The 14,348-nt window shown below is 61.8% G+C and carries 18 protein-coding genes; 6 read left to right on the top strand and 12 right to left on the bottom strand.

Annotated features, from left to right (window positions below):
• The first annotated feature begins 39 nt into the window (after window positions 1–39).
• The 6 genes from IPM49_18520 (at window position 40) to IPM49_18495 (ending at window position 3,514) form a co-directional block, all read left to right on the top strand.
• On the top strand, window positions 40–690 hold the full coding sequence (locus tag IPM49_18520; protein ID MBK9276514.1) for a hypothetical protein: 651 nt from the start codon (window positions 40–42) through the stop codon (window positions 688–690).
• 29 nt (window positions 691–719) lie between these two features.
• Entirely contained in the window at window positions 720–911 is a 192-nt protein-coding gene (locus tag IPM49_18515; protein ID MBK9276513.1) for a hypothetical protein, read from the top strand.
• Window positions 912–1,384: 473 nt separating this feature from the next.
• A complete protein-coding gene (locus IPM49_18510; GenBank protein MBK9276512.1) occupies window positions 1,385–2,023 on the top strand; it encodes a hypothetical protein in 639 nt (212 codons plus the stop codon).
• Between the two features lie 209 nt (window positions 2,024–2,232).
• On the top strand, window positions 2,233–3,060 hold the full coding sequence (locus IPM49_18505; protein MBK9276511.1) for a hypothetical protein: 828 nt from the start codon (window positions 2,233–2,235) through the stop codon (window positions 3,058–3,060).
• Complete coding sequence (locus IPM49_18500; GenBank protein ID MBK9276510.1) at window positions 3,060–3,257, top strand: hypothetical protein; 198 nt, start codon at window positions 3,060–3,062, stop codon at window positions 3,255–3,257. The genes IPM49_18505 and IPM49_18500 overlap by 1 nt, the downstream gene beginning before the upstream one ends.
• A gap of 41 nt (window positions 3,258–3,298) precedes the next feature.
• Entirely contained in the window at window positions 3,299–3,514 is a 216-nt protein-coding gene (locus IPM49_18495; protein MBK9276509.1) for a hypothetical protein, read from the top strand.
• Between the two features lie 334 nt (window positions 3,515–3,848).
• Here IPM49_18495 and IPM49_18490 read toward each other — a convergent pair whose 3' ends face one another.
• Genes IPM49_18490 through IPM49_18435 form a run of 12 tightly spaced genes read right to left on the bottom strand, consistent with a single transcriptional unit; the run spans window position 3,849 to window position 14,270 of the window.
• Window positions 3,849–4,109 (bottom strand): hypothetical protein, encoded by a 261-nt coding sequence (locus tag IPM49_18490; GenBank protein ID MBK9276508.1) that lies wholly within the window; start codon window positions 4,107–4,109, stop codon window positions 3,849–3,851.
• A gap of 2 nt (window positions 4,110–4,111) precedes the next feature.
• Window positions 4,112–4,435, bottom strand: coding sequence for a hypothetical protein (locus IPM49_18485; protein ID MBK9276507.1), 324 nt, complete (start codon window positions 4,433–4,435; stop codon window positions 4,112–4,114).
• Window positions 4,404–5,030 carry a helix-turn-helix domain-containing protein gene (locus IPM49_18480; GenBank protein MBK9276506.1) on the bottom strand — a complete coding sequence of 209 codons (627 nt, stop codon included), beginning with the start codon at window positions 5,028–5,030 and terminating at the stop codon, window positions 4,404–4,406. Before IPM49_18480 ends, IPM49_18485 begins: the two co-directional genes overlap by 32 nt.
• Before the next feature lie 19 nt (window positions 5,031–5,049).
• Window positions 5,050–5,676, bottom strand: coding sequence for a carbohydrate binding domain-containing protein (locus tag IPM49_18475; protein MBK9276505.1), 627 nt, complete (start codon window positions 5,674–5,676; stop codon window positions 5,050–5,052).
• The gene (locus tag IPM49_18470; protein MBK9276504.1) at window positions 5,673–6,197 is read right to left on the bottom strand and encodes a hypothetical protein; all 525 of its coding nucleotides are present in this window, start codon (window positions 6,195–6,197) and stop codon (window positions 5,673–5,675) included. The genes IPM49_18475 and IPM49_18470 overlap by 4 nt, the downstream gene beginning before the upstream one ends.
• Window positions 6,181–6,480, bottom strand: a complete 300-nt coding sequence (locus IPM49_18465; protein ID MBK9276503.1) for a hypothetical protein — start codon at window positions 6,478–6,480, stop codon at window positions 6,181–6,183. The genes IPM49_18470 and IPM49_18465 overlap by 17 nt, the downstream gene beginning before the upstream one ends.
• Window positions 6,481–6,491: 11 nt before the next feature.
• Entirely contained in the window at window positions 6,492–6,776 is a 285-nt protein-coding gene (locus IPM49_18460; GenBank protein MBK9276502.1) for a hypothetical protein, read from the bottom strand.
• A gap of 10 nt (window positions 6,777–6,786) precedes the next feature.
• Window positions 6,787–7,275 carry a hypothetical protein gene (locus tag IPM49_18455; GenBank protein ID MBK9276501.1) on the bottom strand — a complete coding sequence of 163 codons (489 nt, stop codon included), beginning with the start codon at window positions 7,273–7,275 and terminating at the stop codon, window positions 6,787–6,789.
• A gap of 23 nt (window positions 7,276–7,298) precedes the next feature.
• The gene (locus IPM49_18450; protein ID MBK9276500.1) at window positions 7,299–9,266 is read right to left on the bottom strand and encodes a hypothetical protein; all 1,968 of its coding nucleotides are present in this window, start codon (window positions 9,264–9,266) and stop codon (window positions 7,299–7,301) included.
• Window positions 9,267–9,293: 27 nt separating this feature from the next.
• Window positions 9,294–9,449 carry a hypothetical protein gene (locus IPM49_18445; GenBank protein ID MBK9276499.1) on the bottom strand — a complete coding sequence of 52 codons (156 nt, stop codon included), beginning with the start codon at window positions 9,447–9,449 and terminating at the stop codon, window positions 9,294–9,296.
• Complete coding sequence (locus IPM49_18440; protein MBK9276498.1) at window positions 9,446–12,145, bottom strand: hypothetical protein; 2,700 nt, start codon at window positions 12,143–12,145, stop codon at window positions 9,446–9,448. The genes IPM49_18445 and IPM49_18440 overlap by 4 nt, the downstream gene beginning before the upstream one ends.
• Window positions 12,126–14,270: a hypothetical protein gene (locus IPM49_18435; protein ID MBK9276497.1), complete on the bottom strand. Its 2,145-nt coding sequence runs from the start codon at window positions 14,268–14,270 to the stop codon at window positions 12,126–12,128. The genes IPM49_18440 and IPM49_18435 overlap by 20 nt, the downstream gene beginning before the upstream one ends.
• Window positions 14,271–14,348: the final 78 nt, after the last annotated feature.

Genomic DNA, 14,348 nt, shown 5'->3' with positions numbered 1-14,348 from the left:
TACCACGACGGCGAGTGGTAGCCGCTCGAACAGGAGGCAATGTTGGAGCAGTACGAGTACACCGCACCCGCCGCCCGTCGCGTCAGCTACTCCCGGCAGCCGTCGTCGCTGTCGAGCGACACGCCCGGCCCGTTGACGGTGGCCACGCTATGCGGAATAGCGGCCACCGTCGGCGCGGCCGCCGTGGTCATGCTGATCCCGCTACAGGCACGCTGGCTCTGGATCGCCGCCCTGTTGGGCGCGGCCGCGTTTCTGGCCGCGCTGATATGGCGGCTTCAGGTACTGGACACGCTATCGGTCATCGAACGCGAAACGACAATTACAGGCACAGAGCAGGCCGTCCGCCCCGTCATCCATGACCGCGCCGTGGGCAACGTCATCCGGCGCGGCAACTTCCAGATGAGCCGCGAGCAGTGGATGCGGCTCTACGAACTGGCCCGCAACGGTCGCCCGCTGACCCGTGACGCCGCGCGAGATGCGGACGCCATGCCGCGCGACCTGTATATTGAGTGGGCTTCCACAATGGCCGAAATGAGACGCATCGGGCTGATTGACGACGAACACCGAATGACCGACGCATGGCGTGACTTCCACCGCTCCATCGTCGAAAATACCACGCCGCCCGCCGCCCGCCCGCCCGCGTCTGTAATAAATCCCACCGACGCATGGCGGGGCAGGGGGGTGGAATGAACCATCAACTAACCGAAGCCATCCGTCTGTTGGCCTACGCCGTCAACGTCATGCTGAGAGCTGACAGCTCACCCCAGCGCGTTACCCCCAACATCACCGTCACCCGGCGCGACGGCTATACCATCATCGCCTTCGAGGAAACCCCCGGAGAGCCGCCCGGCGACGTACCGCCGCCGATTGACCGGACGCATTTGCGCCGCGACCCGGCGCGAGGAGGGTGAACACTTGACAGACGCCACTGTACACGCACTGTACGGCCTCAGGACGCGCCTAAATGAACTACACGATACATCCGGCCTGTCATGGCGACAAATCGCCTTACAGCGCGAATTTAGCGGTATCAGCCATAGCACCTTGCGGGCCATTGCCGTGGACGGGCGCGACCCGCGCGACCCAAAGCACCGGCGCATGTTGGGACTGCCGCCGCGAGCCGTGCCGGTCGTGCCTTGCGAGGAGTGCGGGCGCGTGCACACACAATACAAGCAGTGCGACCGGCGACCGCCGCCTGTCGGCAAACGGCGGTTCTCGTTCTGGGTAGACGCGGCTGACGTTAAACGACTGCGCGAAGTAGCCGACAGTCACCCGGACGGTCGCACGGCGTGGCTGTTGGAGCGGGTGGCTGATTTTGACTGACCGACCTGACTTATCCCGTCCGCGCTCACGCGGCGAGGCGGGGCACATTATGAGGAACAAAATGACAGAGATGGATTTAATAAACGATGGATTGGCAAAGTATGAGCAGGCCCTCGAAGCCGGCATGAGTCGCAATGAGGCGAAGCAATACGCTTACTCCGAGATACCGGAATTGCGCAAAATTATTGGAAAGCGGGAATGGCTAACGCATTGGGGCAACGGTATCAAGGCGATCAATATATCGCGCGACCTTACACCTCAAAGAGAGAAAAAGCCTGCCCCGCCGCCGATGTTGGACTTTTCCGACGACACGCCCAAAGAAAACAATTCGACCGGTTTAGTTCGCACTTCGACAGGAAAACTCGCCATTACCAAAACCGTACTGGCCGCGCTGGAGCATACGCGCCCCGCCGTCGGAGACGAGGTATGTATGGGCAACCTGGAGATGTGGGGACACATTTTAGGCGTAACGCCAGAGGCGTTGTCCTGGCTATTTCGTCATTACACGGCCCGACCGTCAGCGGCAGAGCGTGCCGGTTGGCGTTTTGAAATCGTTAATCCGTCCAGGTACCGATTTACCGTGCGAGTAGTGGCCGCGCCAAAGAACCCACCGGTTAGCGAAAAAACTTACACGTCTGCCGAAGTTCAGGCCCTGTTTGCTGAGTTTATGGCGCAACACAAAACACGAGGGACAAAGTGACAACCCATGGACACGCATCCGAAATGCCCCCTGACGAGGACACCCATGACTAACCTAACCGTCAACGACCGCGTCCGCCTCCCTGACGGGCGTCTCGCCAAAGTCATTACCGCGCCGATAGGCACAAACAAATTCGTAACCGTGCTGGTCGAAGATGAACCCGGCGAGGGCCGCGCGTACCAGGTGGACGCAAACGAACTGGTGAAGATATGACCTTGAAAGCACCCTATCCGTGGTTCGGCGGCAAGAGCAAAATCATGCGCGAGGTCTGGAAGTGGCTCGGTGACACGCCAAACTTTGTTGACCCGTTCCTCGGTAGCGGCGCGTCCGTTCTCGGTCGCCCGCCGTGGTACGGAACCAGCGCACGAGCAAGCAGCGACAACGACATCCGCGCGTTCCACGACCGTTATCTGGCGGGCGAACCGGTGGCGACCCTTGCCGAGGAAGCGGGGGTGAAACCAGTGACCGTCCACGACTGGTTCAGGGGCTTGGGGCTGCCCCTGAAAACAACGCCTCCGGCCAAGCGCACCTGCTCCAACTGCGGGCGTGTGGTTCAGGAACTGCGACATGGTCGATGCAATTCCTGCTACCAGTGGCATCGTACCCATAACGAGGAACGTCCGCTCAAGGCGGATGTACGCGAGCCTCTCCGACGCGCACGCCTCGCGCCCGATGACGTGGTACTTAAGCTCCACGCCCGGTACATGGACGGCGAGGGTATCACCGCGCTGGCCACCGAAGTGGGCATAGGGCGCGTCACCCTGTGGCGACGTTTTGCCGACCTTGGGCTGGAGCAGAGGGGGCACAACGTCCCGCGCCCATGCTCGATGTGCGGGCGCAAGATGGTTCTAAACGAACATGGCATTTGTCGCTCGTGCACCCGTGAAGCGGCGCGGTTTCGCTGTCCCCGGTGCAGCATTGTCGTGCCCGTCGAACTGGCAAAAGGGGAGGTGTGCGACATGTGCAAGGACGACGCGGCTCACCGCGCCGCTATCGATGGGTACAGGCGGGTGAAGTCGAGGAATGGGTGCGGATGATGGACGACGGCCTGACCGCCCTCGACGCCCTAATCAACCAACACGCCGCCCGGCTCGTTCATCTAGCGATGCAATTCGCCGCCCAACACGGCGAGCGGCACGAACTGGAATTCGAGCGAGTAGAAATCAGCCGGTGGCGCATTGTGATCCACATGCGGCCGAAACCGGCAGTAGTTGAAATGGAGAAACAACCATGACGAAACACACAACAACAACCAGCGCCGAAACGATGGACTGGATGGAACGAGCAGCAGCAGCCGAGGCAGAACTCGAATCCGCGCTGGCCGTCGTTGACCTGTACCAGCGACGGGCGTTTGATGCCGAGGCCGTGGCGGACGCGCTCCGGGCGCAACTGGCCGACATAATGGCGGGGGATGCCTATAGATATGTCCGCGAACACCCCGAAATTGACGCGGCTATCGACCGAGCGTTTGGCCTAGATAAAGAGGAATGATCATGACATACAAATACATTGACAATCCGACCGACCCGCAGCCTGAGCGCGGCCTTGAATCGGGCGCATCTTTTCCGTTCGATGCCAGCGACGAATGGATGGAGCGCGAGGACAGAGAGCTTCCCCCTCCTCCGCCGGTCGATTGGGCACACGCCGCCGCTCGCTGGCGACCAAAATAGATTATGGCCTTCACGCAGTTGTGCTTAATAACCGGGTTCTATCTTTGTGACAATTGCGGGCAGTTGTGCGACCGACTGCGCAAGACACGCCGTTTTCGCCTGTGCCAAGATTAATGACCGGCGGGCACAAGGCTACGGTCGAATTGCAATGCAGGTCACTGACAATCGCCAGAACAGTTGCCACAGGCACGCCCCATCTGAAAGGCGGCGGTCAGGTAAATCTTGACCGCCGCCGTCAGTTCGTAAAACGTTCGCTCACTGCTCATGACCGTTTGCAGCACGGCCAGCGTCGCCAGAAGCTCAAGGTTGGCGTCATGGGAAGGCGTGACACCGGCGCGGCTGTACCACTCCGTTACCACGGCCTCGGCCTCGGTCAGATAGTCCCTAAGCTCTGTCGGCTGGTCGTGCTGCATCATGGTCAGGCGAAGATGTCGCGCCGCGTCATGGAATGGACTGCCTGATTGCCCGCCGAGGCCAGCAGAAGCACGACCAGAATCTCGCCCAGCGTGCCCCACGGATTCGCCGGGCACGTGTTGCCCCAAAGGTAGCAATTGCCCAGCACCAGCCCGCCGCTGATGAGAGCGACGAGCGCGGCGTTAATCGTGGTCTTCTTGGCCGACGACAGAGCCTCGAACCATCCGGCCACGCCGGGCAACCACTCCAGGACAATCGACAGGATGGCCGCCGCAATGACAGCCGGGGTTACAGTCTCAATACTCATCTTTATTTCTCCTTGCCGCATGGCGGCTAAAAATACGGTCTTCATGATGATGCCAGCCCGCCCCCTTTCGTTGGGGCGACCGGCCCGGCGTATACACGCCTGCGGATTTCAAGCTGTCTCTGATTGCACGCTCCGACCAGCCCGTGGCCCGTGCAATGTCACTGACATAATCACCGCGCTGGTAGGACGCGACAATCGCGGCCACCTGCTCGTCGGTCATCTGCCGCCGTCTCGAAGCGGGCACGTGGTTGTAGATCGTGCCTTCGCCCACTCCCAGCCGCGCGGCAATGGAGGCGACCGGCACACCCCGCTCGTACCACGTGCGCATCTTGTCACTCATAGCAGGTGTGACGTGGGTGCGTTCGGGCCGGAACAGGTCGCGCTGCTTCAGGTAGTATCGCACGCCGCCATGAGACCGCCCGACGGCCTCGGCCACCTGCTCGATGCTCATGCCGTCGTAGTACAGCCGTTCTATCTCGGCGCACTCATCAGGCGTCATCCGGCGCGTCGTATAGCCGCCGTTGCGTTTCAGCCAGCCGGTCACGCCGTTGGCCGTCCGGCCTGTGTAGGCGGCGATATAGGCCGGTCGCACGCCCGCGTCATGGAGCGCGGTCATCGTCGCGCCCTCGTCATCACTAATCCGTGTCGGGCGCATAAACGGCCACCATCCGCCACGGCGTGGCGTCCCAGTCAATATCGCCGCGCTCGTCAACCTTGATTTTGTCCGGCGGCACATAGCGGACTTCGAGCGTGTCACCCGACATAATAGTGCGGGCGATGACGTGGATAACCCGCCGTGGCTGTTGCTCCGGTTCCGGTAGCGGCTCCTCGACGGCCTTGACCAGTGACACGTGGCCGATGCGATAGACCGACCCCTTATCAGCGTAAGGGGCCAGCCAAATGCGCAGCCGCCCGTCGTCCAGCACCCCTTTCGGCGTGGTGAAGTAGGTGGCGAATGACTTGGCCTCCCTGTCCACGTCCGCGATGTAGTTTTGCAGACCGTAGGAGCCATGAGGCGCTTTGTTGCGATGCACGTGAACGGCCAGCGTGTGCGGCCCTTCCGATGACGCCGTGAACGTCAGCAGGTAGCGCGTCTCCGGCTCCAGCGTTAGGCCCGCCTGATATAGCTGGATGTTGTCACTGCGACTTGCCACCGTCAGCCGCGCCATGCCATGCTCAATGTCGAAGCTGCTCCCCTTCGGCGCGTGGAACTTCCAGCCGGTGAAGCCGTCGCTAAAGTCGCCATTTACCAGTATGCTCAAAATTTTCCCCTCGGTGGCCTGACCTGATACATGGCGGCCACCAGTTTGTCGAATTCCCCATGCCGTTTGGCGTAGGCTATCAGTGCCCGCGCCTTGCCGCTTGCGGTCGCCTCACCCAGGTCGTCGGCATTGACGCCCAGCCGGAAGGCAAGGTCATCCAGTTCATTGCTGTCGAATTCCTTCGATAGCCGCGTGTACAACTCTTTGGGGTCAACTGTCGGCGTGTCGCTTGCGCCGTCCGTCGTCGCCACGGGGTATTCCGGCTTGTGGCCGAGGCCCATGAGTTGCGACGACAGGATACTGACGCCCAGCGTCAGGTCAGCCACCTTTGTTTGCAATCTGCTAATTTCGGCGTGCATCGAGGCTACCTGTTCCGATAGCCCCCGGATGGTCGCTTCCATCGCCGCGTAGGCCGTAGGATCGTTCCGCTTGCGGGCGATGTACAGTGCCGACCAGCCCGGCAGGGAGATCAATGCGACGAACATAATGACCGCCGCCCATGCTTCATAGTCCACTGTCATTCCCCCTGTTCGGTTGCCAGATGTAGATGACCAGCCCGCCCAGCACCAGCGACACGCTATGCAGCCACAAGGCCGCGCTCAGCAGTATCGCCGTCTCGCCGGGCGGCAGGATGCCCGTCAGTACTGCCCCATAGAACAGCACGCCGTTAAGCGACCACGTGAGGGGCATGATGACCTCCAGCCGTCGCGCCGGTTGCTTGCAATACATCCAGACGCACAATACCAGCGCGGCCACGAATTCGACCAGCAGCAGGTATTGCAACAGGTAGGTGATGGTCATCATGTGCCCCTAACTCATCGCTCGGTCACGAAAACCGTGATTGACCGGTCGTCGGTACGCCCGCCGGTCGTTGTAATGCGGTTGGTCGCCACATACGTTTGACCGGGCGTGCCGCCGGACAGCCAAACCGTCGTTGTATTATCCGCGTCCAGCGCGTCGCTGTCCTTCACCAGACCGGTCGTAGTAGTCCACGTCGAGGTAGCAAGGTCATCCCCCGTCGTCAACCACTGCGACCAGTCCAGCGTGTAGTCCAGCACGGCGTTGGCGTCTTTCGTTGCCCGAAACGTCTGTGCGGTCATGGCGTTATCCTTATGCGTTGGCAGCCGTCAGCGTGACCGTGATGGTCAGCGTGTCATTGTCGTTTAGCGTCCGGTTAGCGGTGAAAGCCGCGCCGCCATAGAGCGTGCCGGTTGTGCCTGACTTGGTATTGTTAGTCACCAGAAACGCCCCGCCGATAACGGTGCTGTTGGTCGAGATGGTAAAGACCGCCTTCGACGCGCTGTTATCGACCGACCCCGCGCTAACGCTTCCCAGCGTCAGCGTCTGCCGGTTGGCTTCGTCATAGGCCGCAACCTCAGTCCATCCGGCATGACTGCTCATCGTGTCCCCGGCCGCGAACGTGGGGGAGCCGGCGGTAATGCCGACGTACCATGCCGCCGTATAGGATGACCCCTTGAAATGCTTGTCAAGGCTGTCGTTCAATCCGGCGGTCGTCACCAGATTCGGGACGCTCTCGCGCCACAACTCATTGCCGTCCTTGTCGTGGGCAACTATCTCATACAGCGTACTGCGAACCATCGAAGATTTAATACCGTCCATTTTTACTCACCTCTGTCAACTGTAAATTTGCGCGTTTCCCGCGCGACGCTAAATGTTCTGCTTTCTGTATCTACAATGTATACCCTGTCTTCGTTATCTATAACGAATATATGCCGGTGTGTGATTAGTATCGTGATACCAACTCCCACACTCCGGTAAACCGATAGTCCTATCGCGCCAGCCAGCCCCGCCGACGGGGTGACAGACGCGGTATCAACCCGTTCCAGATAGAGCGCGGCCAAAGCCTCGGCCAGCCCGTCGGCGGTCATGTCCTGCGACCGGGCCAGCGTGAACAATGTGTAAATGGCCGTCTGCGTGTCGGCGGCCAGTCCGGCGGCTTGCCCCAACGCAATGCCGACGGCGGCGTTCAGCACGTCCGCAACATCAAGCCCCTGCGCGACGGCCAGCGTGAGGGCTTCGGCGGCTGCTCTTGCCGCAACCATGTCGAGGGCGCGGTCGATGGCCAGCACCACGCCGTCCCGCGCTGTCGCCGCGCTTGACTGCTCCACTGCCTGCGCCCGCAACAAGGTGAGCGCGGTCAAGACCTCAGCCGTCCCGTTGGCGGTCAGGGCCGCAATCAGCCCGGTCGTTAGTGCATCCGCCGCGTTCGCACTTGCGCCGCTCTCGGCTATTAGTGCCCGGCCCAACGCAACAGCCTCGGCCAGCCCTGTCCCCGCCGTCGCGCCAACATCCCGGCCCATAGCCAGCAACAGGGCCTCGGCAAACTGACGGATTGTCGTCATGTCCACGGCGCGGGTGACGCTCAGCGTGGTCGCCTCGTCCACCCCGGCCACGGGCGTAATGATGACGCCGTGTTCCCTGAGCAACGTGCCCGCCGCGCTTGCCGCCGCCGTCGCATCGTCTGACAATGCCCGTGCCAATGCCAGCGTCAACCCGACGTAACCGGTCGCTTGCCCGGCGTATCCGACGGACAAGGCCCGCCCCAGCGTCATGGCCTCCAGGACGGTGAAACCGTCCTGAACGGTTACGCTATATCCGATGGCCAGCGTAATGGCCTCGGCCAGCGATAGCCCGCCGGTCGTTACCATATCGCGCAAGGCCGCCAGCACCACACCGTCCGTTGCGCTTGCCGCCCCGTCTCCGGTCATGGTCAACGCCCGGAGAATCGTAAAGCCGTCCGCCGCGCCTGCTACCCCGTCACTGCCTGCGCCCCGGCTCGTGTCCAGTGACAAGCTGCCCGCGCCGCCCGCCAGTGCTACCGGCGAGAAGCCCAACGCTCGCAGAACGGTCGCGGCCTCTTGCGCTCCCACGATGTCCCCGCCGGTCATGGCCAGCAGACGGCTGATTGTCGCGCCCGCGCCTACCCCCGCCGCGCCCGGCGTGCCCGCGGCCAAGCCACGCCCCACGGTCAGCCCGCCAAACGCCCCGGCTAATGCGCCCCAGTCTCCCCCCCTCTTGGCGGCAATGGTCACGCTCTCGGTGACATTTAGGGATGACGTGTAGTCGATGGTGATGGACGGGTAGTCTCCGGTTCCGCCGTCGTAGGCTCTGATGATCATGCCTGATCCGCTTAGGGTGTCGAGGATGATGGCGATGTCGTTACCGCTGCTCCATCCGGCGCGGTCGATTATCTCCTGTATGACTGTGGCGATGTCCGGGCTGTTGCACCATGTTGCTGTGCCGATGTTGGTGGCTGTCCAGTTGACTTTGGCGGTGGTGAGGGTGCGGCCGCTGATGTCGTTATTGGTGGTGGTGAAGGTGGCGGCGTCGTCGGTATCTTCGCCGTAGATGTCAAGGTCGGGGTCGTCTTCTGTGGTGGTACGGACGCTGATGTAGGCGCTGTTGATTGTGCTGCCGGCGGGGATGGTGACGTTAGTGAAACGGAGGCCGATCCATGTGTTTGTGGCTCCGCTGTTGATTGTGGAACCGGTGAGGTTCATTGTGCCGGAACCGCCGGACTGGCGGGCGTCGTCGGAGGAAGCGGCGACGGATGTGTTGAACGTAGCCATGACTAGCTATCGGCAATACAAAGCAGGTTATTCCGTCGCTTCGCTTTCTTCGGGAACGAGCAAGGCTTCCAGCGCGGCAATCTGCCCATTCAGGTAAGCAATACTGCCGTTGGCTTCCTGAATCAGTTGGTCGCGTTGCGCCTTAAGTTCTTCTACTCTTGCCTTAATCTTTTCTTCCGTCATGCCAATTTTTCCTCCAGTTCTTTAATTTTTGTCGCCAGTTGCCAGACCGCGCCGGTCAGCAGCCGATTGAGCGCGGCGCCATTGATGAAGCCGCCGTCGCTAATGATTCCGGCGTCAATCAGGTTCCGCCGATTGGTCGTAATGAACTTGTCCCACACGCTGTCAATCGTGCCGCCCCACATTTCGCGGGCCAGGGCACGCAGTAACCCCACGTCGTCATGCTCGTCGTAGGCCGCCCCCGTGCCGTCGTAAGCGAAGTCGCCGTTGCCCTTGACGATGAAGCGCGTATCGAGATTATTACGTACAACGAAAATATTGTCGCTGGAACCGTAGCTCGTTGTGCCCGTACCGCTCTTCTTAAACGCGCTGACATGCACCGCGCCGGTCGCCGCCGTGCTGGTCGCCGTGTTGGTCGTCGTTCCGTATCCGGCCAGATTTAGCCCAACAACCGTTTCCGTCAGGCCGCGTATCAGCAGGCCGCCGTCGCTGTTATTCAGCTTCCCGAAGTTGGCATACGTCGAGGTACTCGCAATGGCGGTCATGCCGTGGGCGATGTCGGTCGTGTCCTGTAGAACGATTTGCGCGTTGTCGCTGTTGCCGCCCAAGTTGAGGGCGATGACGCCCACGGGAATGGCGGGTAGAGCAGTGGGGTTGTAGCCGACGCCAAGACCGCCGCGGCCAATGTAGAAGCTGGGATAGGACGTGGTAGCCGTCAAGTAAAGATACTTGTCGGTTGAGTTGAGCGAAAGCCTCACGTCCGCGCTATACATCGTTGCTTGAGAGACAGCGAGGGTCCGCTCCGCGAGGAATCCAGTATAATTGTCTCCACTATCAGCGATACGAAAATTGGCTACATTATAATTGACAATCTTAGCAACGTATAAGCCACCAAACGGCGCTCCGCCGGGTGTTTCGGAAAAGATAATGCCCGCCGAATTTTTAATATCTCCCGCATTGGCTATCTCAATCCCCCGGTCATGGCGCAACGTCACACCCTGGTTGCCATTGCTGTCAAACATGGCCAGCCGCCCCTCGCCGCTTTCGTTCCATATCTTCAGGCCCGATTTTGGCGCGGCAAACGTGCCGGTAGAGGCTTGCCAGATACCGCCGTTCGTACCCAGCGACAGGGGGCGGGCAAAGCTCGACGTGCCGTCGGACTTTAGCTCGATGACGTTCTGGTTGTCGCTGTTGCGGATGGCCAGCGTGGAGCCGTCCCAGCGCAAACCGACGCCGGTCGCCTTGCCCAGCCGCATTTTGTACGTGCCCGCGTCACGGCCTACCCAGAAGCCGTCACCGCCCGCCTCGTAGCCCGTCGGCAAGGGGTGGCCCACGGCCAGCGAGGGCACGTTCGGATCGAGCCGGATGGCCTCGAACGCCGTGTCGCCGATGATGTACTCCCAGCGCAAGCGGAGCCGCGCCCCGTTCCATTGCGCCTGTGTCGCGTTGTTCAGGCGGGCGGCATCGCCCACGGTGACGGTCGTCGTCGTGTTGCTCGTGGCCGTGTAGACCAGCACTTCGCCCGATAGCGGCGTCAGTTGGTCAGCCGTGAACACCTGCGCGTACAGCTTGACGGAATCGCCGGAGAAGTTGACCGTCTTGATGGCCGCGTAGAACGTCACCATGACCGTGTTGCCGTTCCACGTCGGGTTAGTCAGCCCGACAAACAGCACGCCGTCGGAGCCGGGCATATTGGCCACGTAGTCGCTGTGGTTGGGCGACCCCGCCCCTTCGTCGATGGTTGACCAGTAGTTGCCCGCCGTCGATGTAAGGCCCTCAGCTAAATGATCTTCGTTGGGCACTAAGGAGCTATAGGCCGATATTGTCCGGTAGTGCCTAACATCGATGGCCGACAGTTGCAGCGTGCCACCACGGGCCGCGTAGAGCGATACGCGCGTGCCGTGAAATTCGCGCCGCAAGTTGCTCAGGGTGATATGGTTGGTATTGGTCGTGCCGACGCGCAAGCCGAACTCGGATTGTCCCGTCACCCCCGATAGCTGCCCCAGCCTTATCTGGTGCGACCGGTTGGCGTCCGTGTAGGGGTCGGCCCCTTGCCATGTGGTGATGCCAAGATAGGGCGCGCCCGCCGGGTCGATGGCCGTCTGCCATAGCCAGCCGTCGCCCGATATGCCGAAGTCCATCGCCATGCTGCCGCGCTGCGCAACTTGCCCCACGGCTGACCCCGCGCTGCGTGTGGTGAATGTCCATGACTGCTCACCGGCGGCAAGGTCGGCATATCCGGCCACCTGGCCCCATGCATTTTGTACGCTTAGTCCCCCGCCGGAGCGGTTCATGATGCGCAACAGCACCCAGTCCTCGTTAGCAAAGACCGGCAGATTGTCCAGCCCCGGCGCGTCCTCGACGTACAGCGTGCCGGTCGAACTGACCGCCGGAATGGTAAAGCCGCGCGAAACCAGAGCCATCGATGGGGTGATGTACTCGCTACCCACTTTCACCCGCGCGGTGTCGGCGATGAACGCGGCCACGTGCAATTCGTCGGCGTAGATGCTGCGGAAGTCGGCGGCCCCGGCATAGGTCACACCCCAGCCCGTGCCGAGGAAGCCGCTCGACCAGTGATTCGTCTTGAGCGTCGTCGCCGACAATAGCTCAGCCGTGTTGCCGGTGGGGTTGATGTTCAAACTCCCCGCCGGTTTCAATGTCAGATTGCCGACACTCGTGTCAACCTGGGGGGTCGTCACTTTGTCGGCCACAAAGTACCGCGTCGTCAGGTCGCCTGAGCCGTCGCCTTGCAGAATGGTATTGGTCGTCGTCTTGGCGTTGGCCGTGGTCGTGATAGCGTGGGTGTGGCCCGTCGCCGCTCACGGCGTTGGTCGTGGCCGCCGTCAGGGTGGAGGGGTTGAGATAGACGCCGGTCGCGTCAACCTTGACGCCGCTGTTGGCCGGTCGCTTGACCGATACCGCTTGCCCGCTCACGTTGATGGAATTGTCGCCCGCCGTGACCGGCGCGTGGTGAGCCGAGGCGTTGGCGGCATGGGCCGAGATGTCCACCCCGTCTACCGTCTGCGTGCCGCTGAATCCGATGTTGCCGGTCATTGTGCCGCCGGTCAGCGGCAGGTAGGAGCCGACAGGCGGCGCGCCCCCGCCGCCAGGTAAAGCCCCCGACCCGGAGCCGAACGCCACGGCCATGTTAATCAGTTGCGGCGATGCTGCCTTGCTCGCTATCCGTTCTACCGTCGCCAACCGCTTGCCGATTTCAGCGCTGGGCGTCGGCACGGAATATGTTGACGGCGTCAAGGTCAGGGTCGTAATCGGCGCGCCGGGATAATCTCCATCGGGCGATGATTCCCGCCGCACGGATTGCACATACAGCGACGCGGGGCTGGTGTAATCGATGGTATATTCACCCGTTGGCGACTGGAAATATAGCTCAACCTTTTGCCCCGGCCGGATGCCGATAGGCGAGATGCAGCGCGCCGTTATCTCTCGCGCCGCGTCGGTGTGTTCGTTCAGGTAGTTTATCGCCAGATTTAGCAGCCGGTCGGCGGCGGACTGGATGCTGGCGACGTTATCCCCTTCGATTGTCACCTCGCTAAACGTCACCCGCCGCTGGTACAGCCCGATGGAACCGTTAAGCGCCGTGTTGGTCACGTATGGCGCCGCGTACAGCCCCAGCCCCGTCGTCGTCACACTGAAGCCCGCCGCTGACGCCGCCGACAGGGCCGCCGCCGAACATGAGAATAATGTCACCCGCGCGTCACCGGCCACGGGGATGACCTGCGTCACCGGGTCGTAATGCCCGGCGTGGCGCGGCCGCTCGATCATGATGGCCCGATTTTTGTTGGCGGTGTCGGTCGCCATGTCGGCCTGCGCGGGCATGACCAGCCTGACCGTGCCCGACACGCCCGCCGCGTCCGGCGTGCGCCGCCAGACTATCTTGCGCTTTGGCCCCTTCGGCGATGCTTCGGCGGACTTTAGTCGAAACTGCTCACCGGTCTCGTCGGCGATGGAGCGCAATACGTCGTAGACATTATCGCCGCCGCCGGGATAGCGCGTGCCCGTTGCCGTGCCGGAGCCGGTCTCGAATTCGACCGTCCAGCCGGGCGCAAAGCCGGTGATGATCTGGGTGATGTCGTTGGTCGCCGGTTGGCTGTAATCCTTGACCTGTACGGCTTTGCCGGAGTTGGCGAGGCTGGGGATTGAATCGCGCAAGGTGATGATATTGCCCGCGTCGCCCGTCGGCCCTTCGTCAATCAGCGTCTGGTGGCTGCCGCTATTCAGGGTGACGGTGATCTCTTGCCCGGCGGCCAGACCGGCGGGCGCATTTACTTTTATCTTGCGAATGCGTATCTCGATATTGTTGCCGCTGGTGGCTGTTGACGGCAGACGGTCAACCGTGTCCAGATATTTATTGCCGCCTTCCTCTCGAACGGCGCGGATCATGCTGATGAACCACAGCAGGTTATCCATCTTGACGCGCAACTCGCGGCCCACGTCGGCGTCGCTCGCGGCACTGACCCGAAATGAATCCGCGCCCGCCGTGGCCGTGGCCGACAGGGTGCGCCCGGTGTCAGGCGCGGCGGCCGCTTCTGCCAGCGTCGTGTTATAGACGGTCTCGGCTCCCAGCGGGCGGTAGATTGTCCACCGGCTTAGATCGGAGTGGAGCAGCGGGCCGCGTATCTCGATCATGTCCGTGCCGGGGATGGTGATGCGCTCGCGGATGACGAACGGCTCGGCAAACGTCACCTCGCCGTCACCCAGGTCGCTGCGCACGGCGTCGGTCTTGACCGCCCAGCACAAATTGCCCTGCGCGGCCAGCGTGTTTAAATTGTTGTTGTTGACGAATACCAGCGAGGCCTGCCCCATGCCGCTGACGTTGTCATCGAATGAACCCGATACGGCCTGATGCGTCGTGCCCCCCTGATTAAGCGGGGTCGAAATGTC

It is taken from the genome of Flavobacteriales bacterium (assembly GCA_016715895.1).
Taxonomy (GTDB): domain Bacteria; phylum Bacteroidota; class Bacteroidia; order Flavobacteriales_F; family PHOS-HE28; genus PHOS-HE28.
Note: the sequence above shows the minus strand (reverse complement) of the source record. Positions and strands in the feature narration are given on the sequence as shown.